This is a genomic window from Bradyrhizobium sp. NDS-1 (assembly GCF_032918005.1).
Lineage (GTDB): Bacteria > Pseudomonadota > Alphaproteobacteria > Rhizobiales > Xanthobacteraceae > Bradyrhizobium > Bradyrhizobium tunisiense.
In genome coordinates, this window is sequence record NZ_CP136628.1 from 3,697,108 (window position 1) to 3,719,530 (window position 22,423).

Annotated in this window: 20 protein-coding genes; 17 read left to right on the forward strand and 3 right to left on the reverse strand. The window is 64.7% G+C overall.

Features of this window, described 5'->3' with window-relative positions; all coding sequences use genetic code 11:
• Positions 1 to 73 precede the first annotated feature (73 nt).
• The gene (locus RX330_RS17430; RefSeq protein ID WP_317243918.1) at positions 74 to 2,518 is read right to left on the reverse strand and encodes a lytic transglycosylase domain-containing protein; all 2,445 of its coding nucleotides are present in this window, start codon (positions 2,516 to 2,518) and stop codon (positions 74 to 76) included.
• Positions 2,519 to 2,798: 280 nt separating this feature from the next.
• On the opposite strand from RX330_RS17430, the gene dapA reads away from it, so the two are divergent.
• The 4 genes from dapA to RX330_RS17450 are packed head-to-tail and all read left to right on the forward strand — an operon-like array spanning position 2,799 to position 5,276.
• Positions 2,799 to 3,689, forward strand: coding sequence for a 4-hydroxy-tetrahydrodipicolinate synthase (gene dapA, locus RX330_RS17435; RefSeq protein WP_317243772.1), 891 nt, complete (start codon positions 2,799 to 2,801; stop codon positions 3,687 to 3,689).
• A 23-nt stretch (positions 3,690 to 3,712) separates the two neighbouring features.
• Positions 3,713 to 4,153, forward strand: a complete 441-nt coding sequence (mscL, locus tag RX330_RS17440; RefSeq protein ID WP_317243773.1) for a large conductance mechanosensitive channel protein MscL — start codon at positions 3,713 to 3,715, stop codon at positions 4,151 to 4,153.
• Positions 4,154 to 4,212: 59 nt separating this feature from the next.
• Positions 4,213 to 4,686: an SsrA-binding protein SmpB gene (gene smpB / locus RX330_RS17445; protein ID WP_027530006.1), complete on the forward strand. Its 474-nt coding sequence runs from the start codon at positions 4,213 to 4,215 to the stop codon at positions 4,684 to 4,686.
• Between the two features lie 5 nt (positions 4,687 to 4,691).
• Complete coding sequence (locus RX330_RS17450) at positions 4,692 to 5,276, forward strand: peroxiredoxin (RefSeq protein WP_317243774.1); 585 nt, start codon at positions 4,692 to 4,694, stop codon at positions 5,274 to 5,276.
• A gap of 97 nt (positions 5,277 to 5,373) precedes the next feature.
• On the opposite strand, the gene RX330_RS17455 is transcribed toward RX330_RS17450, so the two are convergent.
• Both RX330_RS17455 and RX330_RS17460 read right to left on the reverse strand, forming a co-directional pair.
• Positions 5,374 to 6,048: a uracil-DNA glycosylase gene (locus RX330_RS17455; RefSeq protein ID WP_317243775.1), complete on the reverse strand. Its 675-nt coding sequence runs from the start codon at positions 6,046 to 6,048 to the stop codon at positions 5,374 to 5,376.
• Positions 6,029 to 6,673, reverse strand: a complete 645-nt coding sequence (locus RX330_RS17460) for an NYN domain-containing protein (RefSeq protein WP_063194883.1) — start codon at positions 6,671 to 6,673, stop codon at positions 6,029 to 6,031. Before RX330_RS17460 ends, RX330_RS17455 begins: the two co-directional genes overlap by 20 nt.
• A 329-nt stretch (positions 6,674 to 7,002) precedes the next feature.
• Between RX330_RS17460 and rpoZ the strand changes: the two genes are divergently transcribed.
• The 13 genes from rpoZ to RX330_RS17525 all read left to right on the forward strand — a co-directional run bounded on the left by rpoZ (position 7,003) and on the right by RX330_RS17525 (position 21,390).
• The gene (gene rpoZ / locus RX330_RS17465) at positions 7,003 to 7,395 is read left to right on the forward strand and encodes a DNA-directed RNA polymerase subunit omega (RefSeq protein ID WP_007603391.1); all 393 of its coding nucleotides are present in this window, start codon (positions 7,003 to 7,005) and stop codon (positions 7,393 to 7,395) included.
• A 206-nt stretch (positions 7,396 to 7,601) separates the two neighbouring features.
• Positions 7,602 to 9,887 carry a RelA/SpoT family protein gene (locus tag RX330_RS17470; protein WP_212089635.1) on the forward strand — a complete coding sequence of 762 codons (2,286 nt, stop codon included), beginning with the start codon at positions 7,602 to 7,604 and terminating at the stop codon, positions 9,885 to 9,887.
• A 45-nt stretch (positions 9,888 to 9,932) separates the two neighbouring features.
• Positions 9,933 to 10,685, forward strand: a complete 753-nt coding sequence (locus RX330_RS17475) for a pyridoxine 5'-phosphate synthase (protein ID WP_317243776.1) — start codon at positions 9,933 to 9,935, stop codon at positions 10,683 to 10,685.
• Positions 10,682 to 11,101, forward strand: coding sequence for a holo-ACP synthase (gene acpS / locus RX330_RS17480; protein ID WP_028144381.1), 420 nt, complete (start codon positions 10,682 to 10,684; stop codon positions 11,099 to 11,101). Before RX330_RS17475 ends, acpS begins: the two co-directional genes overlap by 4 nt.
• A 246-nt stretch (positions 11,102 to 11,347) precedes the next feature.
• Positions 11,348 to 12,112, forward strand: a complete 765-nt coding sequence (gene lepB, locus RX330_RS17485; RefSeq protein ID WP_212089638.1) for a signal peptidase I — start codon at positions 11,348 to 11,350, stop codon at positions 12,110 to 12,112.
• Entirely contained in the window at positions 12,109 to 13,020 is a 912-nt protein-coding gene (gene rnc / locus RX330_RS17490; protein WP_317243777.1) for a ribonuclease III, read from the forward strand. The genes lepB and rnc overlap by 4 nt, the downstream gene beginning before the upstream one ends.
• On the forward strand, positions 13,010 to 13,936 hold the full coding sequence (gene era / locus RX330_RS17495) for a GTPase Era (RefSeq protein WP_317243778.1): 927 nt from the start codon (positions 13,010 to 13,012) through the stop codon (positions 13,934 to 13,936). Before rnc ends, era begins: the two co-directional genes overlap by 11 nt.
• 20 nt (positions 13,937 to 13,956) lie before the next feature.
• On the forward strand, positions 13,957 to 14,337 hold the full coding sequence (locus tag RX330_RS17500; protein ID WP_317243779.1) for a hypothetical protein: 381 nt from the start codon (positions 13,957 to 13,959) through the stop codon (positions 14,335 to 14,337).
• A 141-nt stretch (positions 14,338 to 14,478) separates the two neighbouring features.
• The gene (gene recO, locus RX330_RS17505) at positions 14,479 to 15,231 is read left to right on the forward strand and encodes a DNA repair protein RecO (protein WP_317243780.1); all 753 of its coding nucleotides are present in this window, start codon (positions 14,479 to 14,481) and stop codon (positions 15,229 to 15,231) included.
• Between the two features lie 101 nt (positions 15,232 to 15,332).
• Positions 15,333 to 15,608 carry a hypothetical protein gene (locus tag RX330_RS17510; protein ID WP_249153411.1) on the forward strand — a complete coding sequence of 92 codons (276 nt, stop codon included), beginning with the start codon at positions 15,333 to 15,335 and terminating at the stop codon, positions 15,606 to 15,608.
• A gap of 60 nt (positions 15,609 to 15,668) precedes the next feature.
• Positions 15,669 to 17,927, forward strand: coding sequence for a DNA topoisomerase IV subunit A (gene parC / locus RX330_RS17515; RefSeq protein ID WP_317243781.1), 2,259 nt, complete (start codon positions 15,669 to 15,671; stop codon positions 17,925 to 17,927).
• A gap of 363 nt (positions 17,928 to 18,290) precedes the next feature.
• The gene (locus RX330_RS17520) at positions 18,291 to 19,841 is read left to right on the forward strand and encodes an ABC transporter substrate-binding protein (protein ID WP_317243782.1); all 1,551 of its coding nucleotides are present in this window, start codon (positions 18,291 to 18,293) and stop codon (positions 19,839 to 19,841) included.
• A gap of 4 nt (positions 19,842 to 19,845) precedes the next feature.
• Complete coding sequence (locus RX330_RS17525) at positions 19,846 to 21,390, forward strand: GMC family oxidoreductase (RefSeq protein WP_317243783.1); 1,545 nt, start codon at positions 19,846 to 19,848, stop codon at positions 21,388 to 21,390.
• Positions 21,391 to 22,423: the final 1,033 nt, after the last annotated feature.

Here is a 22,423-nt window from a genome sequence, read left to right on the forward strand (position 1 = left end):
TCGCCAGAGTAATGCAATTCTGCCGAAGCCCGCGGCCACGGGCTCGGGGCAGGACCGGCTTCGTCGACCTATCTTATTCCACGCTGGCGGTGCCGCGGCGCAAGTCGGCCTCGATCTGCAGGCGCGAGCCGCCGCCAAAGCGGGCGCGGTAGACCTGAAGATTCTCCATGATCCGCTGCACGTAATTGCGCGTCTCCGAGAACGGAATCAGCTCGACCCAATCGACTGCATCCACCTTCGGGTCCCGCGGGTCGCCGTAGCGATCGATCCACTTCTTCACGCTGCCGCGGCCGGCATTGTAAGCGGCAAAGGTCATGATGTAGGAGCCTCGGTAATCCTCGAGCAGTCCGCCGAGCTCGGCCGAGCCGAGCGTGGCGTTGTAGACCGAATCGTTCTTCAGCCGGCCCAGATCGTAAGTCGCGCCGTGCCGCTTGCAGACATAGCGCGCGGCGTCCGGCGTCACCTGCATCAGCCCATAGGCCTGCGCCGGCGAGACCACCGACGGGTTGAACGCGCTCTCCTGGCGCGCGATCGCGTAGATGATGCTGCGCTCGACCTCGGGCCCGATCGGCGTGAACTGCGGAATGCCGTTGACGGGATAGGCGTAGAAGTCGAAGGGCAGGCCGCGGTTGAGCGCGGCCTTGCCGAGCAGCAGCATGCCGCGCGCGTCGCTGTAGCGCTGGGTCAGTTCGCCAAGACCGGCAAGCGCTTCGGGATCGCCGTTTTCACCCATGTCCGCGAGCAGCGGTATCGCCATCTCGCGCTCGTCGAGCTCGTAGAGCAAATGCGCGGCGCGCACGATCTCCAGCCGCTCGGCACCGCGCCCGCGCGGCTGGCTGTTGAGCTCGATCTGCGGCAGGCCGAGCTTTGCGCGTGCGAGCTGGCCGTAATAGCTGGTCGATTGTTCGGCAGCCCGCGCATAGGCGTTGCGCGCCTCCTGCTGGCGGCCCATCGCCTCCGCGGCGCGGCCCTGCCAATAGCCGGCGCGCGCCAGTGCGGTCGGATTGACACTGCCGACGCCGATGCGGGCGAAATGCTGCGCGGCGGCGGCGGGGTCGTTGAGGAAGCGCAGCGCGATCCACCCGGCGGTGAACTCCTGCTCGGTCTTGTAGATGTCGCGCGAGGGCAGCGCGGCATCGCGCGCGATCAGATAGGCGCTGCGGAATTCCTCGGTGTCGATCATCTTGCGCGCCAGAAGGCGCCGCTCGATCCACCATTCGTCGAGATTGTGGAGCCGGCCCGGATCCTTGGGCGCGGACAGCATCAGCTGCGCCGCTTCCGCGAACTTCTCCTCGCGGCGCAGGAGCTGGATCTTGCTGAAGGTGAAGCCGGGATCGTTGTGCAGCTCGCGCGGCACGGCGTCGAGCAGTGCGCGCGCGTTCGGCGCTTTCTTGACGGCGGCGATGCGAGCTTTGGCGAGTGCGACATAGCCGGCGCCGAGGCGCTTTGCGGCGCGCAGCGCGGCCTCGTTCTCGCTGCCGTAGAGCAGCGTGTCCATCCGCGCCTTCTGATCGCCCGGCGTCAACAGGGCGCCGAACTGGTCGAGCGCGTTGTTCTCCGTGTCCTCCGACATCGGATCGCTGCGCCAGGCCTCGCGCACCAGCCGCTCGGCATTGGCGCGGTCGCCGCGGGCCAGCATCGCCTTGGCGAGCGTGAAGCGGCCCTTGGCGGAAATGGGGGACTCGTTCTCGAACCACGACCACGCGACGGAATCGTCGCGCCTGTCGTCCCACATCGCAGCTTCGAGGCGCCGGCGCAGAAAGGTCTGCGACGGCCAGCTCGGATTGGCGGAGATGAAGGCGCGGTAGCGCTCCACGGTCGCGCCATTGTCCTCGCTGCGCAGGATGATCCATTCCGCGAGTTTTCGCGCGACCGGATCCGAGATGCTTGCGCTCGCGTTGGTGGCTTCACCCGCCTTGCGCTTGCGCACGAGCTCGATGACGCTCTCCAGGGTCTCCTTGTCGCCCTGCGACGTCGACGACGTCGCAGCGACCGCAGCCGGTATCACCGGCTTGCGCGGCGCTGCATGCTGGCGGGTGGCGGGCGCCAGCACCGGAGCTGCGATGGGCCTTGCGGCCGGGGCGGTCGGTCCGACGGTGGCCGTCGAAGCCGGGGCGGGCGCTGGTTTGGGGGCCGAACCGCTGGCGGCGGGGTGCGGCTTCGGCGCCGTCGCCGCAGGCTTGGCTGCCGCCGCCGGATTCGCTGTTGCCGCAGGCTTGGCTGCTGCCGCGGGCTTCGCTGCCGCCGCGGGAGTCACTGCTGCCGCGGGCTTGGGCTTGTCCTTGGCGGGTTCCTTTCCGGTGTCCTTGGCAGCCTTCTTCCCGGCATCCTTGGCCGGGGCGCTGGCCGTGCCCTTGTTGGCGCCCTTGGCGGCATCCTTCGGCGTTTCCTTGGGTGCTTCCTTGCCGGCTCCCTTGGACTGGTTCTTGGCGACCGGCTTTGCGGAATTCTTCGCGTCCTCCGCCGTCGGCTCGTTGGGCTTGGCCAAAGCCGCACAGCCGACCGACAGCCCTGCCATCAGGCACACGACCAGACCGGTGGATCGCCAAGCGGCGCGAGGGAATGAGGTCACGGGTTTCGTCGCCCCGAATCAGTCAAGTGGCTCAAGATCTATCTGTATTTGATTGAATATGCGGACAAAATACCAACAGCCGCTTACCGCGGGCCGATTTGCACCACCACCGCGGCAAAATCGCGGCCTAAACGGTGCGTCACACGGAAGCGGGCCTTTTACCGGCGGGATAGACCCGATATGAATGGCGCTTGCTCGAGAGATAGCCGCGTACGGGAGGAAGTCCATGGCAGCCAAGACGAAATTCCGGGGGTCGTTCACCGCCTTGGTCACGCCGTTCAAAAACGGTTCGCTGGACGAGGCCGCGTTCCGCTCGCTGGTCAACTGGCAGATTTCAGAGGGCACCAACGGCCTGGTCCCGGTCGGCACCACCGGCGAGAGCCCGACGCTCAGCCATGACGAGCACAAGAAGGTGGTCGAATGGTGCATCGCGGAGGCCAAGGGGCGCGTGCCTGTCATCGCGGGGGCCGGCTCCAACTCGACGAAGGAGGCGATCGAACTCTCCCAGCACGCCGAGAAGGCGGGCGCGGACGCCGTGCTGGTGGTGACGCCCTATTACAACAAGCCGACGCAAGAAGGCATGTACCAGCACTTCAAGGCGATCAACGACGCGATCGGGATTCCGATCATCATCTACAACATCCCGCCGCGCTCGGTGATCGACATGTCGGTCGACACCATGAAGCGGCTGTGGGAGCTGAAGAACATCGCCGGCGTCAAGGACGCCACCGCCAGCATGGTGCGCGTATCGCAGCAGCGCGCGGCGATGGGCGAGGAGTTCAACCAGCTCTCCGGCGAGGATGCCACCATCCTCGGCTACATGGCCCATGGCGGCCACGGCTGCATCTCGGTCACCTCGAACGTCGCGCCGCGCCTGTGCTCGGAGTTCCAGGCGGCCTGGGCCAAGGGCGACGCCAAGGCGGCGCTCGCGATCCACGACAAGCTGATGCCGCTGCACAACAACCTCTTCATCGAGAGCAATCCGGCCCCGATCAAGTATGCGATGTCGCTGCTCGGCAAGCTGGACGAGACGCTGCGGCTGCCGATGGTACCGGTTTCCGAGCCGACCCGCGTTGCGGTCCGTAGTGCGATGGTGCACGCTGGCCTGATCAACTGACGCGCTCGCATCGGGAGCCGTTCATGAGCGTCGAGGAAAGGGGCACGCGCATGCTCAAGGAGTTCCGCGAATTCGCCATGAAGGGCAACGTCGTCGATCTCGCGGTCGGCGTCATCATCGGCGCGGCCTTCGGTGCCATCGTCACGTCGCTGGTCGGTGACATCATCATGCCGATCATCGGCGCGGTCACCGGAGGCCTCGACTTCTCGAACTACTTTGCCCCCTTGTCGAAGGCGGTCACCGCCACCAACTTAGCTGATGCGAAAAAACAAGGCGCCGTACTTGCTTACGGCAGCTTCCTGACGCTGACGATCAACTTCATCATCGTCGCCTTCGTGTTGTTCCTGGTGATCCGCGCCATGAACACCTTGAAGCGCAAGGAGGAGGCCGCCCCCGCCGCTCCGGCGAAGCCGTCGGCCGAGGTCGAGCTGCTGACCGAAATCCGCGATCTCCTCAAGAAGTGACGCGCGCGCTTCATCCGAACTGTTAGCTTCGCTGCGCATCTCGATCAGGTTTACCTGTCATGGCCGATAAAAACGAACGTCCAATCAAGGTCATGGCGGAAAATCGCAAGGCCCGCTTCAACTATGCGATCGAGGACACGATCGAGGCGGGCATTGCGCTGACCGGTACCGAGGTCAAGTCGATCCGCAACGGCAAGAGCACGATTGCGGAATCCTACGCCGATTCCAAGGACGGCGAGATCTGGCTGATCAACGCCACCATCCCCGAATATCTGCAAGGCAACCGTTTCAATCACGAGCCCAAGCGGCCGCGGAAATTGTTGCTCCACCGCCGGCAGATCAACAAGCTGATGGGCGCGGTCGATCGCGAGGGCATGACGCTGATCCCGCTGAAGCTCTATTTCAACGAGCGTGGGCGCGCCAAGCTGCAGCTCGCGGTTGCAAAGGGCAAGAAGCTGCACGACAAGCGCGAGACCGAGAAGAAGCGCGACTGGAGCCGGGAGAAGGGGCGCCTGATGCGGGCGAGGGGCTGACGAAAATGGCGCAGCGGAACCTGCTCGAGGTCGATTGGACCCAGATTCCGGCGCCCGAAGACGACGGCGGTGCCGCCCATCTCGTGGGTATGATTTTGCCTCCGATCGGCTTGCTCGCGACCGACGACACGTCGGTCACGCTGTCGGCACTGCGCGGTCGCACCGTGGTGTTCGCCTATCCGCGCACGGGCGAGCCCGGCAAGATCGCACTGGTCGACGATTGGGACATGATCCCGGGTGCGCGCGGTTGCACGCCGCAGACGTGTGCGTTTCGCGATCTGTTTGCCGAGTTGAAGGCCGCGGGTGCCGCCCACGTGTTCGGCCTCTCGACCCAGAGCAATGAGTACCAGACCGAGATGGCCTCACGGCTGCATCTGCCGTTTCCGGTGCTGTCGGACGAGAAGCTGGCGCTGACGCGCGCGCTGAAGCTGCCGACGATGGACGTCGCGGGCCTGACGCTGATCAAGCGCCTCGCGCTCGTGATCGACGACGCACGCATCACGCATGTGTTCTATCCGGTGTTTCCGCCCGACCGGAACGCCGGCGACGTGCTGGACTGGCTGAAGGCCCATCCGGCAAAGCCCGCCTAAAGCGCGATGCGATTAGGATGAATCGCCATCGCGCTTTAGGTTGTTGTTTAAGCATGATCTTTTCGGAAAACCGCTGAGCACTTTTCCGGATCATGCTTTAGTCGAGATCCGCCTTCACCTTCGCGAACACCGATCGGAACATGTCGGCCGTCAATACGCCCGTATTCGTGTTGTAGCGCGAGCAGTGATAGCTGTCGTAGAGCTTGAACGGGCCGGCCTGATGCACGGCGCCATGCCCGAAGGGGGCCTGAGAGGCCTTCAGCTTCAGCGGCTTGAGCACGCTGTCGTGCGCAATTCGTCCGAGCGCGATGATCGCGCGCAGCTTCGGCATCGTCTCCAGATTTGCGACCAGAAACTGCCGGCAGGTATTGATCTCCACCGGCAGCGGCTTGTTCTGCGGCGGCACGCAATGCACGGCGTTGGCGATCCGGCAGTCGATCAGCTTCAGGCCGTCATCGGGACGCGCCTGATACGTGCCCTTGGCAAATCCGTATTCGAGCAGCGTGGCATAGAGCAGGTCGCCGGCATAGTCGCCGGTGAAGGGCCGCCCCGTGCGGTTGGCGCCCTGCATTCCCGGCGCGAGGCCGACGATCAAAAGGCGCGCCTTGATGTCGCCGAAGGGCGCGACCGGTGCATTGTGCCACAACGGCTCGCGCGCCCGGTTCGCCTCGCGAAAGGCGACCAGGCGCGGACAGAGCGGACAATCGCGGTCGGGAACGACGGTGGAAGGCTGGCGGCTTGACGGGGCCGCCTCACTCCTCGAAGTCGTCATCGCCCCTCGGCGCCATCGTGGTTGCGCGCTGGAGGAATTGCGGGGCGTGGTGGCGTTCGCCACGCTCACCGCGGTCACGCGGGGCGGGGCGTTCGGACGGATCGCGGCCGAGCTTGGATTGCAGCTCGACGAGGTCGGTGAAGACGTCGGCCTGGCGGCGCAGCTCGTCGGCGATCATGGGCGGCTGGCTGGCGATGGTGGAGATCACGGTGACCCGCACGCCGCGGCGCTGCACGGCCTCGACCAGGGAGCGGAAGTCGCCGTCACCGGAGAACAGCACCATCTGGTCGATGTGCTCGGCGAGCTCCATGGCATCCACGGCGAGCTCGATATCCATGTTGCCCTTGACCTTGCGGCGGCCGGAGGCGTCGATGAACTCCTTGGTCGCCTTGGTGACGACCGTGTAGCCGTTGTAGTCCAGCCAGTCGATCAACGGGCGGATCGAGGAGTACTCCTGATCCTCGATGATCGCGGTGTAGTAGAAAGCCCGCAACAACGTACCGCGGCTCTGAAATTCCTTCAGCAGGCGCTTGTAATCGATGTCGAAGCCCAGAGTTTTCGCCGTCGCATAGAGATTGGCTCCGTCGATGAAGAGCGCGATCTTGTCGGTAGAGGAAGGTGACATTCAGTTTGCTCGCGTAGAGTTCGTGATTGATCGTTTATTGTTGGCGCGGCGACAGCAGGCCGCGCATTTCTAAAGTGCCGCTAGGACCCGTCGAAACCGTAAATCCGGAGAAGTCGGGGCAATCAAGGTATAGTTATGGCGGACTTTCATATCTCCGGCGCCGCCCTCAATGGCAGCCCGGGAAACCACCCATCCCAGCCCCAATGTGGGGGTACCAGAGCCGTTTGGCGAGGCCAAATCACAAATTGGCCTTGCGAAACCGTCCCGGCCCCTATAACTAGCCCCAATCATCCACATATTTCGTCCCACCCACAACGGAGCGACAGTCCATGGCTCGCGTCACCGTAGAAGATTGTATCGACAAGGTCGACAACCGGTTTGACTTGGTCCTGCTGGCCGCCCACCGTGCCCGCATGATCTCGTCCGGTTCACAACTAACGGTTGACCGCGATAACGACAAGAACCCTGTTGTGTCTTTGCGCGAAATTGCCGAGACGACCATTTCGCCTGAGGACCTCCGCGAGGAGTTGGTGCACTCGCTCCAGAAGTTCGTCGAGGTCGACGAGCCCGAGCCGGATACGGTGCCGCTGATCGGTTCCGCGGGTGCAAGCGTCGATGCGGACGATACCGAAGTCGCCGTCGAGCGCATGACCGAAGAGGAGCTCCTGAAGGGTCTCGAAGGCCTCGCGCCGCCCGAGGAGCAGCCCGAGGAAGACGAGTAAATCGTCGGTCGCGATCGTCGACTTCCTGTGATTTCATCAAAGGCCCGAACGGTTGTTCGGGCCTTTGCTTTTGTTGACGTTTTCGTGGTTACCATGGCGTCGTCGCTGGCGATGCGTCCTGTCACCGAATTGATCGGACACGAGCGCGATCGGAGCTAAGATGGAATGGAGCGGGCTGCTTAGGGCCCGTTTGAAGGCAGGACGGCATGGTATATCGGCGCCGCAGATCCACGCAGATGCAGGCCGCAACCGAATCGGTTGCAGTGGCCCCGACTGCGCCGGTCGCCCGCCCGGCCAAGCCCCGCGCGCGGATGATGCGTCAATATGACCTCGTCGAGCGCGTCCGGTCCTACAATCCCAACACCAACGAAGACCTGCTGAACCGCGCCTATGTCTATGCCATGAAGGCGCATGGCTCGCAGACCCGCGCCTCGGGCGATCCGTATTTCTCGCACCCGCTCGAAGTGGCAGCGATTCTCACCGACCTGAAGCTCGATGACGCCACCATCGTGGCCGCGCTGCTCCACGACACGATCGAGGATACCGAAGCGACACGGGCCGAGATCGACCAGATCTTCGGGCCGGAGATCGGCGCCCTGGTCGAGGGCCTGACCAAGCTGAAGCGGCTCGAACTGGTGTCGCGGGAGGCCAAGCAGGCCGAAAACCTGCGCAAATTGTTGCTGGCCATTGCCGACGATGTCCGCGTGCTTCTGGTCAAGCTCGCCGACCGCCTGCACAACATGCGCACGCTGGACTTCGTGCCGACGGATTCGCGCAGGCGCATCGCCGAGGAGACGCTCGACATCTATGCGCCGCTGGCGGGGCGCATGGGCATGCAGGAAATGCGCGAGGAGCTGGAGGATCTGTCCTTCCGCACCCTCGATCCCGAAGCCTATTCGGTCGTGATGCAGCGTCTCGACGCGCTGGCCGAACGCAACCGCAATCTGATCGGCGAGATCGAGGACCAGCTCTCCAACAATCTGCGCCACCGGGGCTTGGGAGCGCGGGTCTATGGCCGCCGCAAGAAGCCGTTCTCGATCTGGACCAAGATGGAGCGCAAGTCGGTCGGCTTCGAGCAATTGTCCGACATTTTCGGCTTCCGCCTCGTCGTCAACGACATCGAGGCCTGCTATCGCGCGCTCGGCATCGTCCACACCACCTGGCCGGTCGTGCCGGGGCGCTTCAAGGACTACATCTCGACGCCGAAGCAGAACGACTACCGTTCGATCCACACCACGGTGATCGGCCCGGGTAACCAGCGCGTCGAGCTGCAGATCCGCACCGAGGCGATGGACCAGATCGCCGAGCGCGGCATCGCCGCGCACGTCTTCTACAAGGAAGGCGTCGGCTCGCCGACCGAATTTCTCAAGCGCGAGTCCAACGCGTTCGCCTGGCTGCGCCACACCATCGGTATTCTCTCGGAGAGCGCCAACCCGGAGGAATTCCTCGAGCACACCAAGCTCGAGCTGTTCCACGACCAGGTGTTCTGCTTCACCCCCAAGGGCAAGCTGATCGCGCTGCCGCGCCACGCCAACGTGATCGACTTCGCCTATGCCGTGCATACCGACGTGGGCAACAGCGCGGTGGGCTGCAAGATCAACGGCCAGTTCGCGCCGCTGTCCTCGGAGCTCCAGAACGGCGACGAGGTCGAGGTGCTGACCTCGGAGGCACAATCGGCACCGCCTTCGGCATGGGAAACGCTTGCGGTCACCGGCAAGGCGCGCGCCGCGATCCGCCGCGCCACGCGCACCGCCGTGCGAGATCAATATGCCGGTCTCGGCCGGCGCATCGTGGAGCGCCTGTTCGAGCGCGCCAAGATCGAATATGCCGACGACAAGCTCAAGGGCGCGCTGCCGCGGCTCGCGCGCACCTCCATCGAGGACGTGATGGCGGCGGTGGGGCGCGGCGAGATCAAGGCCTCCCACGTCGCGCGTGCGATGTACCCCGACTACAAGGAGGAGCGCATCGCGCGCTACGGCGTCAAGAAGGGGCTCGCCGCCAAGCTCAAGGAGAAGTCGTCGGAGGCGCCGCGCAGCCCGGTCGCGATCCCGATCCGCGGCATCAACTCCGACCTGCCGATCAAGTTTGCCCCGAACGGCGGCGCGGTGCCCGGCGATCGCATCGTCGGCATCGTCACGCCGGGCGAGGGCATCACGATCTATCCGATCCAGGCGCCCGCGCTGAAGGATTTCGAGGAGGAGCCGGAACGCTGGCTCGATGTGCGCTGGGACATCGAGGACTCCGCGCCGCAGCGCTTCCCGGCCCGCATCAAGGTCGAGAACGTCAACGAGCCCGGGGCGCTGGCGCAGATCGCGACCGTGATCGCCGAGCACGACGGCAACATCGACAATATCAGCATGCAGCGCCGCTCACCCGATTTCACGGAGACGACGATCGATCTCGAAGTCTACGATCTGAAGCACCTCAGCGCGATCCTGGCGCAACTGCGCGCGAAGGCGGTCGTCGCCAAAGTCGAACGTGTTAATGGATAGGCGCATCCCGCATGCGCCGGTCTCTCTGATTTCGTGAGTTCTGAAATGCCCGCTTCGAAGCTCCGCCTCGGCGTCAATGTCGACCATGTCGCGACCCTGCGTAACGCGCGCGGAGGCCGCAATCCCGATCCGGTGCGGGCGGCGCTGCTGGCGATCGAGGCCGGTGCCGACGGCATCACCGCCCATTTGCGCGAGGATCGCCGCCACATCCGCGACGAGGACATGGCGCGGCTGAAGGCCGAGATCTCCAAGCCGCTCAATTTCGAGATGGCGGCGACCGACGACATGATGCGCATCTCGCTCGCCACCAGGCCGCACGCGGTGTGCCTGGTGCCCGAGCGGCGCCAGGAGGTGACCACCGAAGGCGGGCTGGATGTGGTCGGCCAGCACGACGCGCTCGCGCCTTACATCGCGCGGCTGAACGACGCCGGTATTCGGGTCTCGCTGTTCATTGCCGCCGATCCCGCCCAGATCGAGATGGCGGCGCGGCTGCGCGCGCCGGTGATCGAGATCCACACCGGCGCCTGGTGCGACGCCGTGGTCGACGGCCACACGGAGAAGGCCGAGGCTGAATGGCAGCGGATCGTGGCGGGCGCCAAGCTGGCCAAGGCTGCCGGGCTCGAGGTTCATGCCGGGCACGGGCTCGACTATACGACCGCGGAGACGATCGCAGCCCTGCCTGACATCATGGAGCTGAACATCGGCTACTACATGATCGGCGAAGCGCTGTTCGTCGGCCTTGCCGAGACGGTGCGCAGCATGCGCGCGGCGATGGATCGCGGCCGGAGCCGGGCATGATCATCGGCATCGGCTCCGACCTGATCGACATCACCCGCGTCGGCAAGGTGATCGAGCGCCATGGCGAGCGCTTCCTCGACCGCATCTTCACCGCGGCCGAGCGGGCCAAGGCGGAGCGGCGCGCCAAGAACGAGAAGATGGTGGTGGCGACCTATGCCAAGCGCTTCGCCGCCAAGGAGGCGTGCTCCAAGGCGCTCGGCACCGGGATCCGGCGCGGGGTGTGGTGGCGCGACATGGGGGTGGTCAACCTTCCGGGCGGGCGGCCGACCATGCAACTGACCGGCGGCGCCCTGGCCCGGCTTCAGGCCCTGACGCCGGAAGGGTTCGAGGCGCGGATCGACCTGTCGATCACCGACGATTGGCCGCTGGCGCAGGCCTTCGTCATCATTTCCGCCGTGCCGCTGCCGAAACCCTGACCGGCCCGTGGATTTCATGAATTGTGTTATAAATCAATAAGTTATGGAGTTTTGATGCGATCCTTGATTGCGTGGCCTCCGACAACCGTCTAAAAGTCCGCGGACGCAAATCAGCCTGGGCGAATTCGGCTTTACGCCGGAATTGGCCCTCACTATCAGAATCAGGACAATCTCCTTGCGCCGCGAACCGGTGGGCCGTTCGCCGGAGGAGGGCGCTCTGTGATCGCCGCCGGAATTGAGAGAGCAATGAGCGTGACTTCGGGAACGAAAACTGAGAGCGGCGTCGGCGAAACGATCCGGGTCGTGATCCACGCTCTCCTGATCGCGCTGGTGATCCGCACCTTCCTGTTCCAGCCGTTCAACATCCCGTCCGGCTCGATGAAGGCGACGCTGCTGGTCGGCGACTATCTGTTCGTCTCAAAATATTCCTACGGCTATAGCCATTATTCGATTCCGTTCTCGCCGCCGCTGTTCTCCGGGCGGATCTGGGGCTCGGATCCGGCCCGCGGCGACATCGTCGTGTTTCGACTGCCGAAGGACGATTCCACCGATTACATCAAGCGCGTGATCGGCCTTCCCGGCGATCGCATCCAGATGCGGGACGGGCTGCTCTACATCAACGACGCGCCGGTCGAGCGGCAGCGGATGAGCGAATATGTCGGAGAGGAGCCCTGCGGCTCGGAAGGCGGCGGCATCTCCCGGGTGAAGCGCTGGAAGGAAACGCTGCCGAACGGCGTGTCCTATGAGACGCTCGACTGTGCCGACAACGGCTATGTGGACAACACCAACGTCTACACAGTGCCATCAGGCCATTTCTTCATGATGGGCGACAATCGCGACAATTCCACCGACAGCCGCTTCCTCGGCCAGGTCGGCTATGTGCCGCAGGAGAATCTGATCGGCCGCGCCCAGATGATCTTCTTCTCCATCGCCGAAGGCGAGCATGCCTGGATGTTCTGGCGCTGGCCGTGGGCGGTGCGCTGGAATCGCTTCTTCAAAATTGTCCGATGAAAGACGAAGCCAAGGATATCGCGATCCAATCGATCGAGGCCCAACCGGGCCCCGACGGCGAAGCTGCGACCAAGAGCCTTGTCGCCAAGACTCCGGAAGCCAAGACTCCTGAACCCAAAACTCCTGAAACCAAGTCTCCTGGAGCAAAGACTCCTGAGGCCAAGGCGCCCGCGAAGAAAAAGCGGACGCGGAGCAGAAAGGCCAAGGGCAGCGATGCCAATGCGGCGCTCGAGGCGCGCATCGGCTACAGCTTCACCGACCCGAACCTCCTGATGCAGGGGATCACGCATGTCTCGGCGCTGAAGTCCGGGCGCAAGCGCGGTGACAGCTATCAGCGTCTGGAATTTCTCGGCGACCACGTGCTCGGGCTCGTCGTCTCCGACATGCTCTATCACGCCTTCCCGAACGCCGATGAGGGCGAGCTGTCCAAGCGTCTTGCCGAGCTCGTGCGCAAGGAAAGTTGCGCCGACGTCGCCAAGTCGCTCGGTCTGCTCGACGACATCAAGCTGGGCTCGGTCGGCTCCAGCGCCGACGCGCGCTTGCGCAAATCGGTGCTCGGCGACATCTGCGAGGCCGTGATCGGCGCTGTCTTCCTCGACGGCGGCTACGCGGCGGCGTCCGATTTCGTCAAACGCAACTGGACCGAGCGCATGCACAAGCCGCGCCGTCCCCTGCGCGATCCCAAGACCGTGTTGCAGGAATGGGCGCAGGGCAAGGGGCTGCCGACGCCGGTTTACCGCGAGGTCGAGCGCACCGGTCCGCACCACGATCCGCAATTCCGCGTCGCGGTGGATCTGCCTGGCCTCGCGCCGGCCGAGGGCATCGGCGGCAGCAAGCGCGCAGCAGAGAAGGTGGCAGCCTCGGTGATGATCGAACGCGAAGGCGTCGGCGGCAGCAATGACGGCTGAAGCAAGCGGCGAGACGCCTACTCCGACGCGCTGCGGCTTCGTTGCGCTGATCGGCGCGCCAAACGTCGGCAAGTCCACGCTGGTCAATGCGCTGGTCGGGGCCAAGGTCACGATCGTCTCGCGCAAGGTGCAAACCACGCGGGCGCTGATCCGCGGGATCGTGATCGAGAACAACGCGCAAATCATCCTGGTCGACACGCCCGGCATCTTCCTGCCCAAGCGCAGGCTGGACCGCGCCATGGTCTCGACCGCCTGGAGCGGGGCGCATGACGCCGATCTCGTCTGCGTGCTGCTCGATGCCAAATCCGGAATCGACGAGGAAGCCGAGGCGATCCTCACCAAGGTCGCCAGCGTCAACCACGAGAAGATCCTCGTCATCAACAAGGTCGATCTGGTCCAACGCGAGAAATTGCTGGCGCTGGCACAGGCCGCCAACGAGCGCATGAAGTTCGCGCGGACCTTCATGATCGCGGCGATCTCGGGCGACGGCGTCGACGACATCCGCACGACGCTTTCAGAGATGGTGCCGCCGGGACCGTTCCTCTATCCCGAGGACCAGATGTCGGACGCGCCGATGCGGCAGCTCGCGGCCGAGATCACGCGCGAAAAAATCTATCAGAAGCTGCACCAGGAATTGCCCTACCAGTCCACGGTCGAGACGGACAAATGGGAGGAGCGCAAGGACAAGTCGGTGCGGATCGAGCAGACGATCTTCGTCGAGCGCGAAAGCCAGCGCAAGATCATGCTCGGCAAGGGCGGCGCCACCATCAAGTCGATCGGCGCAGACTCGCGCAAGGAGCTGATGCAGATCCTGGACGTGCCGGTGCATCTGTTCCTGTTCGTCAAGGTGCGCGAGAACTGGGGCGACGATCCCGATCGTTACCGCGAGATGGGCCTGGAATTTCCCAGGGAATAACCAGGAAAGATCAGTATCCGATGAGCGTGCCCAGCAACGTCAGGCGCTTCGAAGCGCTGCTCTACGCATCGTTGATGCTGGACGCCTCGTCCGTTGCGGTTCAGGACCGCACGCCCAATGCCCAGGTGACCGAGCAGATGATCATGACGGGGACCTTGCTGGCCGGCGGCATGATCCTGCTCCTGGTTTATTTCGTCAGGCTCGCCGCGCATCATCGCAAGAACTGGCCGCGCTTTGTGCTGGCGGCAGCGCTGGTGCTGACGGTGATCTCGCTCGGCCAGATCATTGGGGAGAAGGGCCTGGAGCTCGACAGCGCCATCGAGATCGTGTCCTGCGCGCTGACGACGATGGGCCTGTACTACTCCTCCACCGGCGACGCGCAGGGCTGGTTCAACGCGTGACGTTTTGCGCGGTGCCATAGGGTGGGGCAGAGGCGCGCCCTTGCGCGCCGTGCCCACCATCGCATCATGGTCGCAAAAATGCGTGGGCGCGCATCGCTTTGCCCACCCCATAATAGTTCGAAATGCGATAAGATTCCTCCCATGGAATGGACCGACGAGGGCATCGTGCTGGGCGTGCGGCGGCATGGCGAATCCAGCGCCATCGTCGAGCTCTTGACGCGCGGGCACGGCCGGCATCTCGGTCTCGTGCGCGGCGGCGCCGGCTCGCGGATGCGGCCCTTGCTGCAGCCGGGAAACAGCGTGAGCGTGGTGTGGCGGGCGCGGCTGGACGAGCATCTCGGCACCTACGCGATCGAGGGCCTGAAGCTGCGCGCGGCCAATTTGCTCGGATCATCCCATGGAGTTTACGGCGTCACTCATCTCGCTTCGATTGCGCGGCTCTTGCCGGAGCGCGATCCGCACGAGGAGATTTTTGCGCTGCTCGAGCATTCGCTCGACGATTTCGACGATATCGGCGGCGCCGCCGTCCATGTCATCCATTTCGAGTTGGCGATGCTCGCCGAGCTCGGCTTCGGGCTGGCGCTGGACAATTGCGCGGTGACCGGCGAGACCACCGACCTGATCTACGTCTCACCGAAATCCGGCGGCGCGGTATCGCGCGGCGCAGGCGAGCCTTGGCGCGACCGCCTGTTGCGCCTGCCGCCATTCCTGCGCCAGGGCGAAACCGCCAGCGATCTCACCGAGCAGGATCTCCAGGACGGCTTTCGGCTCACCGGTCTGTTCCTGCTGCGCCACGTGCTGGAGCCGCGCGGGCAGGGCCATTCCGACGCGCGCGCGGGCTTCATCAATGCCCTGACACGGCAGCAGGCGAAGGCGGCGATCCCGGCGCCATGAGCGAGGCGGGACTCTGGATTGTCGCTTGATGTGAAGTTCCATGGAACGAAATCCAGACTGATGGAATTGGCAATGAGGGTTCCACAACGGGGACAGCCTAAATGTTGATCAGGGGATTCGCCTTGTCCGCGGCGCTGCTCGCGTTTGCGCCTGATGCAATGGCTGCGGAGCCGCAACCCGGCGCGTTTCGCCGGGCCTCCTGCACCGTCGTCAGGTACTATGTGGCCAAATATTCTGCTGCGGCCGCAGAGACATGGGCGCGGTCCAAGGGGGCGACGGAGGCCGAAATCGAGGCCGCCCGGCGTTGTCTGGCCAATGTGCCGACGCCGCCTCAGGACAAGTCCCAAACCGTGACAGCCGGATGGGCGGGCCACTAGCCGCCCACAGGGAACCAATCCATCCTTGCCCGATTCGCTTCCACGGTTTAACCGGGCGGCATGGGAAAACGATTGATTCCGCCGGAAGAGCCGGCCGAAATTCACGAGGTGCCGCTGCGCGAAGCGCTCGAGGAGCGCTATCTCGCCTATGCGCTCTCTACCATCATGCACCGCGCGCTGCCCGACGCGCGCGACGGCCTGAAGCCGGTCCACCGGCGCATCCTCTACGGCATGCGCCTGCTCAGGCTCGATCCCGGCACCGCCTTCAAGAAATCCGCCAAAATCGTCGGCGACGTGATGGGCTCGTTCCATCCGCACGGCGACCAGGCGATCTACGACGCCATGGTCCGCCTCGCGCAGGACTTCTCCTCGCGCTATCCGCTGGTCGACGGCCAGGGCAATTTCGGCAATATCGACGGCGATAACCCCGCCGCCTACCGCTACACCGAAGCCCGCATGACCGACGTCGCGCGGCTTCTCCTCGAGGGCATCGACGAGGACGGCGTCGAGTTCCGTCCCAATTACGACGGCCAGTCGAAGGAGCCGGTCGTGCTGCCCGGCGGCTTCCCGAACCTGCTCGCCAACGGCGCGCAGGGAATCGCCGTCGGCATGGCGACCTCGATCCCGCCGCACAACGCCGCCGAGCTCTGCGATGCCGCGCTGCATCTGATCGAGAAGCCCGATGCGAAGTCCAGGGCGCTGATGAAGTGGGTGAAGGGTCCGGACTTCCCGACCGGCGGCATCATCGTCGATTCCAAGCAGGCCATCGCGGAAGCCTACACCACGGGCCGCGGCTCGTTCCGCGTCCGTGCGCGTTGGACGCAGGAGGAGGGCGCGCGCGGCACCTGGGCTGTCGTCGTCACCGAGATCCCGTTCCTGGTGCAGAAGTCGCGCCTGATCGAGAAGGTCGCAGAACTGCTGGACCAGAAGAAGCTGCCGCTGGTCGGCGACATCAGGGACGAGTCGGCCGAAGACGTTCGCATCGTGATCGAGCCGAAGTCGAAGAACGTCGATCCCGCGCTGATGATGGAATCGCTGTTCCGGCTGACCGAGCTCGAGAACAAGATTCCGCTGAACCTGAACGTGCTGATCAAGGGCAAGGTGCCCAAGGTCGTGGGGCTGGCCGAGTGCCTGCGCGAATGGCTCGACCATCTGCGCGACGTCCTGATCCGCCGCAGCAACTACCGCAAGGCGCAGATCGAGCACCGGCTGGAGGTGCTCGGCGGCTTCCTGATCGCCTATCTGAACATCGACGAGGTGATCCGGATCATCCGCAACGAGGACGAGCCGAAGCCGGCCTTGATGAAGGCGTTCAAGCTCACCGAAGTGCAGGCCGAAGCCATCCTCAACATGCGCCTGCGCTCCCTGCGCAAGCTCGAGGAAATGGAGATCCGCACCGAGGACAAGAACCTCCGCGCCGAGCTCAAGGGCATCAACGCGGTGCTCGCCTCGGAAGCCGAGCAGTGGAAGAAGGTCGGCGAGCAGGTCGGCAAGGTCCGCGACATGTTCGGGCCGAAGACGCCGCTCGGCAAGCGCCGCACCACCTTTGCCGACGCGCCCGAGCACGATCTCGCCGCGATCGAGGAAGCCTTCGTCGAGCGCGAGCCGGTGACGGTCGTGGTCTCCGACAAGGGCTGGATCCGCACCATGAAGGGCCATGTCGAGGATCTCTCGGGCCTCGCCTTCAAGCAGGACGACAAGCTCGGTTTTGCGTTTTTTGCGGAAACGACCTCGAAGCTCTTGTTGTTCGCGACCAACGGCAAGTTCTATTCGCTGGATGTCGCAAAACTGCCCGGCGGTCGCGGCCATGGCGAGCCGATCCGCCTGTTCATCGACATGGAGCAGGAGGCCGCGCCCGTCGCGTTGTTCGTCAACAGGGGCGGACGCAAATTCCTGGTCGCGAGCACCGAAGGGCAAGGCTTCGTCGTCAACGAGGACGATTGCGTCGGCACCACCAAGAAGGGCAAGCAGGTCCTCAACGTCGAGATGCCGAACGAGGCGCGCGTGGTTACCGAAGTGCTCGGTGACAGCGTCGCGGTCATCGGCGAGAACCGCAAAATGCTGGTCTTCCCGCTCGACCAGGTGCCGGAGATGGCCCGCGGCCGCGGCGTGCGCCTGCAGAAGTACAAGGACGGCGGTCTCTCCGACGTCGTCGTGTTCGAGGCCAAGGCGGGCCTGACCTGGAAGGACTCGGCGGGGCGCGAATTCAGCGCAACCATGAAGGAGCTCGCGGAGTGGCAAGGCACCCGTGCCGACGCCGGCCGCTTGCCGCCGAAGGGCTTTCCGAAATCGAACAAGTTCGGCAAGGTGATCGGGTAGGGGCTCTCTTGTCCCAGACGCGCTGCAACGCGCTTCGCGTTGCTGCGCAGAGCCGGGACCCAGCAAGCTACACGCTACGCTGATGCATGGGCCGGGGCACGAGAAAGATTAGCGCGCAACTGCATCGCATCGTCATTGCGAGCGCAGCGAAGCAATCCAGAATCTTTGCGCGGCGGCAGCCTGGATTGCCTCGCTGCGCTCGCAATGACGGGATGCGATGGCGCCGCGCTCCAACTCAAAAGTGCGCATCCCGCAAACGCGTGGCAGATAGTCGTGAGCGCATGAGTGCTTTTGGCGTCCGGGCACGAACATTGCTTTTTCCTGGCGACTGCGAACGTTCAGTCAAAAGGCGAAACCACACCAATGTTCAAACCAAAGGCTTTCATTCCGGCGTTGCTTGGGCTCGCGATCGCTGCGGCACCTGCGCATGCGGCGGGCAATCTCATCGCGGTGCTCGAGGCGGAGATCGTCACGCTCGATCCGCATTTCTCCACGGCCTATATTTCGCGCACGTTTGGCTACATGGTGTTCGACACGCTGTTCGCGAAAGACTCCAAGGGCGACATCAGGCCGCAGATGGTGCAGGACTGGAAGGTCTCCGCGGATGGATTGACCTACACGTTCACACTGCGTGACGGGCTGAAATGGCACGATGGCCAGCCGGTCACGGCGGCCGATTGCGTGGCCTCGCTGCGCCGCTGGGGCACCCGCAGCGCGCTTGGCCGCCGCATCTTTGCGATCACGGCCTCGCTCGAGCCGAGCGATGCGAAGACCTTCGTGCTGACGCTGAAGGAGCCGTCCGGCCTCGTCATCGACGCGCTCGGCAATCCCGTCAGCCCCGTCGCTTTCATGATGCCCGAGCGCATTGCGAAAACGCCCGGCGACCAGCGCATCACCGAGATCGTCGGCTCCGGCCCGTTCGTCTACAGCAAGGCCGATCACCGCACCGGCGACCGGATGATCCTGAAGAAGTTCGCCGACTATGTGCCGCGTTCCGAGCCCGCCGACTTCCTCGCCGGCGGCAAGCGCGTCAGCGTCGACACGCTCGAGATCCGCGTCATTCCCGATGGTGCCACCGCCGCATCGGCGCTGCAGGCCGGCGAAGTCGACTTCATGCAATACGCGCCGTTCGATCTGCTGCCGCAAATGGAGAAGAATTCCCGCGTCAAGCTGGTGAACTTCACCGGTGGCAACATGTTCGCGGGCGCCTATCGCCTCAATGCCGCATCGAAGCCGTTCGACGATCCGGCGATCCGCCGCGTGCTGTGGAAGCTGGTCGACCAGCGCGAGGTGCTGGACGCCCTCGGACTCGATGCCAAATACGCCACGCCTTGCGCCACCTTCTTCACCTGCGGCACCACCTATGACAGCAAGGCCGGCACCGAAGCCGCCGCAAAGCCCTCAATCGAGGCGGCGAAGGCTGCGCTGAAGACGACCAAATATGCCGGCGAGCCCGTCATCGTCATGCAGGCGAACGATCTCGAAGCGCCGCGCGTCTCGGCGCAGGTTCTTGCGGAGCGGCTGAAGGCTGCCGGCTTCAACGTCGATCTGCAGGTGATGGACTGGGCCAGCGTGCTGGCGCGCCGCGCCAAGAAGGAGGGCTGGAGCGTCTATGGCGTGCACGCCGGCGGATTCGATCTCGGCTCGCCGCTGACCAATGTGATGGTCGCCTTCAATTGTGCCGATTTCACCGGCTGGCAGTGCGACCAGCGCATCACGCCGTTGATGGAAGCCTTCGCCAAGGCGCCGGCCGAGGAGGACCGCAAGAAGATCGCGGGTGAGATCCAGGCTGTCATGTACGATCAGGCTCCCGGAATTCCGTGGGGCCAGTTCGCGCAGCCTGCCGCCTATCGCGCGACGTTACGCGGTCTGATACCGTCCGCCATCCCGGTGTTCTGGAATGTCGAGAAATAACGCAATGTATGATGTCATTGTTGTCGGCGGCGGCTCCGCTGGCGCGGCGGTTGCCGCACGGCTGTCCGAGGATTCCGCACGCCGCGTGCTGCTGCTGGAAGCGGGCCGCGACTGGCGCGCCGATGAGGCGCCGTGGGAGGTGCGGACGCCCAATCCCATCCCGATCATCCACAAGCGCGAGTACCAGGAGAAATGGCAATGGCCCGATCTGCTGTCGCGCCGCGTGGCCGGGCAGGAGCCACGCTTCTACTGGCGCGGCAAGGGGCTCGGCGGCTCCTCGATGATGAACGGCCAGATCGCGATCCGCGGCGTGGCAGACGCCTTCGACGAATGGGCCGCCAATGGCTGCACCGGCTGGTCGGCGAAGGACGTGATGCCGCTGTTCTCCGTGATCGAGGACGATTTTGAGTTCGGCGACGCCGAGGGCCATGGCCGCGGTGGACCGCTGCCGGTCTATCGCGCGCCGCCGGAGACATGGGGCCCGATCGATCGCGGCTTGCGCGATGCGGCGCTGGCGAGCGGTTATCCCTGGTGCGCCGATCTCAACGGTCCCGATGGCGAGGGCGTTGCCTGTTATCCCATCAACAGCCGCGACTTGCGCCGCATCAGCACCAATGAGGGCTACCTGGAGCCCGCGCGCGGCCGCGCCAATCTGGAGATCCGCGGCCATGCGCTGGTTGATCGCGTGCTGATCAGCGACGGCCGCGCGACCGGCGTCCGCGTCCATTTCGAGGGGCAGGGCACCCACGAGATTAGCGCGCGGCAGATCGTGCTGTGCGCCGGCGCCATCCACAGCCCGGCCCTCCTGCTGCGCTCGGGCATCGGGCCAGCGGACGAGTTGAAGGCGATGGGGATTGCAGTCGAGCGCGACCTGCCCGTCGGCAAGCACTACTTCGACCACCCGCTGTTTCGCGCGACGATCCAGCTCCGCGAAAATCTGCGGCCCACGGATCCGGACACGCGCCACACCAATTGCTGCGTGACGTATTCGTCGGGTCTCGCCGACGGCGGCAAGCGCGACATGATCCTGATCGCCTTCAATCACCGCGGCATCGGCAACTCCGGGGCGATCGGTGCGGGCCTGTTCAATGCGTATTCGCGCGGCACGCTGAAGCTGGCCTCGACCGACCCTGCGATCGATCCGATCGTCGAGGAGAACATGCTGGCCGATCCCCGCGACATGCTGCGCATGATGGATGCGGTGAAGCGGCTTGCCGTGATCACGTCGCAGCCCGCGCTGGCAGGCATTGCCGACTGGATCCGGCTCGCCGATACCGACCTGACTTTGCCGCAAGCCGCCAGCCTGCCGGATCACGAGCTCGACGCGGTGCTGCGCCGTGAGACCGGCGACATCCAGCATGCCGCCGGCAGCTGCCGCATGAGCGGCGCTGGCGATGCCGATGGGGTGGTCAATCCCGACGGCACGGTGAAGGGCATCTCGGGCCTGCGTGTCGCCGACGCCTCGATCATGCCATCCGACTGCCGTGCCAACACGCATTTCACCACGGTGGTGATCGGGGAAGCGATTGCGCGGATGATGATGCGGTAGTCTGCCGCGCCGGTGTCATGCCCCGGCTCGGGGCATCCGGTACGCCGCGGCCCATCGATTCAACCACGACTGTCTCGGAGTACTGGATCGCCCGGTCAAGCCGGGCGAAGACCCGGAGGGTGGGGCCCGCGGCTTCCACATCGTCATTGCGAGCGCAGCGAAGCAATCCAGAATCCCACCGCAAGACTCTGGATTGGTGCGCTGCGCTCGCAATGACGGAGCAAGGGGCGGGGCCATCGCGCTCCAATTCACACCTCAAACAGCAGACGCGTCATCGCCTTCCCGCGGCGCATGTCGCCCGAGTTTTGCTCGACGTGCCGCCACCGAAAAGACGAGGGCGCAGGGAAGGCCGGGCGCCGGCTGGCACCCGCGATCCGTGCGCGATAGAAATGCACACGGGGTGGACCACAGGTGTGCCGGTCGCCCGGCCTTCCCTGCGCGAATGGTTTTAACGGTGTCCTTCGTGCTCTCCTCGGGGAGCGTTGCACTATTGCCCCCGTCGCCTTGCGGATGATCGATGCGCGGACCGGTCGGCCGCCACATCACCGCAAGACTTGACGCCAGAACCCCGGGCGTCGGGACCACACGACTTCTCCGTCCGCGCACGTCTTCGCATGTCGCTGCGAGGGGTGGCGTGTGCTCGCCCCCGAAGCCATGCGAAGACGCTGTCGGCGTCGTGTCGTTGCGCAAAGGCAATCGCTCACGGTGTCCCGCCCTGCAATGCCCGTTGCGCCCGACGCCGTCGCGTCCATCGCTGCCCAGCCCGCGGTTCGTGACGATCGCGATCCGCCCCTTGTCTCGGGCCAGGGTGTTTTGTGTGTACGACAAATCCGAATTTCGGTAAAGTGGAATATTTTGCGACATGGACCTTGACAGCGGCGCAGCCGGGCGCGCGGCTGTTTTGCCCGACGGGTGGCCGGGCCGACGGGGGAGCTTTTGCTTCGAGGACGGGTACAAAAATGGCAGCTCCTGAAAAGGCGGAAGTCGCACCGGTCATAGTCGCCGGCCTGCGGCTCAAAGCGGACTTTGGAGC

Coding starts and splice junctions, on each gene's coding strand:
- smpB (WP_027530006.1), top strand. CDS start 4,213: ATGGCCGATAAAAACGAACGTCCAATCAAGGTCATGGCGGAAAATCGC.
- RX330_RS17475 (WP_317243776.1), top strand. CDS start 9,933: ATGCCCGCTTCGAAGCTCCGCCTCGGCGTCAATGTCGACCATGTCGCG.
- RX330_RS17460 (WP_063194883.1), bottom strand. CDS start 6,673: ATGTCACCTTCCTCTACCGACAAGATCGCGCTCTTCATCGACGGAGCC.
- rnc (WP_317243777.1), top strand. CDS start 12,109: ATGAAAGACGAAGCCAAGGATATCGCGATCCAATCGATCGAGGCCCAA.
- mscL (WP_317243773.1), top strand. CDS start 3,713: ATGAGCGTCGAGGAAAGGGGCACGCGCATGCTCAAGGAGTTCCGCGAA.
- lepB (WP_212089638.1), top strand. CDS start 11,348: ATGAGCGTGACTTCGGGAACGAAAACTGAGAGCGGCGTCGGCGAAACG.
- era (WP_317243778.1), top strand. CDS start 13,010: ATGACGGCTGAAGCAAGCGGCGAGACGCCTACTCCGACGCGCTGCGGC.
- RX330_RS17455 (WP_317243775.1), bottom strand. CDS start 6,048: ATGACGACTTCGAGGAGTGAGGCGGCCCCGTCAAGCCGCCAGCCTTCC.
- recO (WP_317243780.1), top strand. CDS start 14,479: ATGGAATGGACCGACGAGGGCATCGTGCTGGGCGTGCGGCGGCATGGC.
- rpoZ (WP_007603391.1), top strand. CDS start 7,003: ATGGCTCGCGTCACCGTAGAAGATTGTATCGACAAGGTCGACAACCGG.
- parC (WP_317243781.1), top strand. CDS start 15,669: ATGGGAAAACGATTGATTCCGCCGGAAGAGCCGGCCGAAATTCACGAG.
- RX330_RS17525 (WP_317243783.1), top strand. CDS start 19,846: ATGTATGATGTCATTGTTGTCGGCGGCGGCTCCGCTGGCGCGGCGGTT.
- RX330_RS17450 (WP_317243774.1), top strand. CDS start 4,692: ATGGCGCAGCGGAACCTGCTCGAGGTCGATTGGACCCAGATTCCGGCG.
- RX330_RS17520 (WP_317243782.1), top strand. CDS start 18,291: ATGTTCAAACCAAAGGCTTTCATTCCGGCGTTGCTTGGGCTCGCGATC.
- RX330_RS17470 (WP_212089635.1), top strand. CDS start 7,602: ATGGTATATCGGCGCCGCAGATCCACGCAGATGCAGGCCGCAACCGAA.
- RX330_RS17510 (WP_249153411.1), top strand. CDS start 15,333: ATGTTGATCAGGGGATTCGCCTTGTCCGCGGCGCTGCTCGCGTTTGCG.
- dapA (WP_317243772.1), top strand. CDS start 2,799: ATGGCAGCCAAGACGAAATTCCGGGGGTCGTTCACCGCCTTGGTCACG.
- RX330_RS17500 (WP_317243779.1), top strand. CDS start 13,957: ATGAGCGTGCCCAGCAACGTCAGGCGCTTCGAAGCGCTGCTCTACGCA.
- acpS (WP_028144381.1), top strand. CDS start 10,682: ATGATCATCGGCATCGGCTCCGACCTGATCGACATCACCCGCGTCGGC.
- RX330_RS17430 (WP_317243918.1), bottom strand. CDS start 2,518: ATGGCAGGGCTGTCGGTCGGCTGTGCGGCTTTGGCCAAGCCCAACGAG.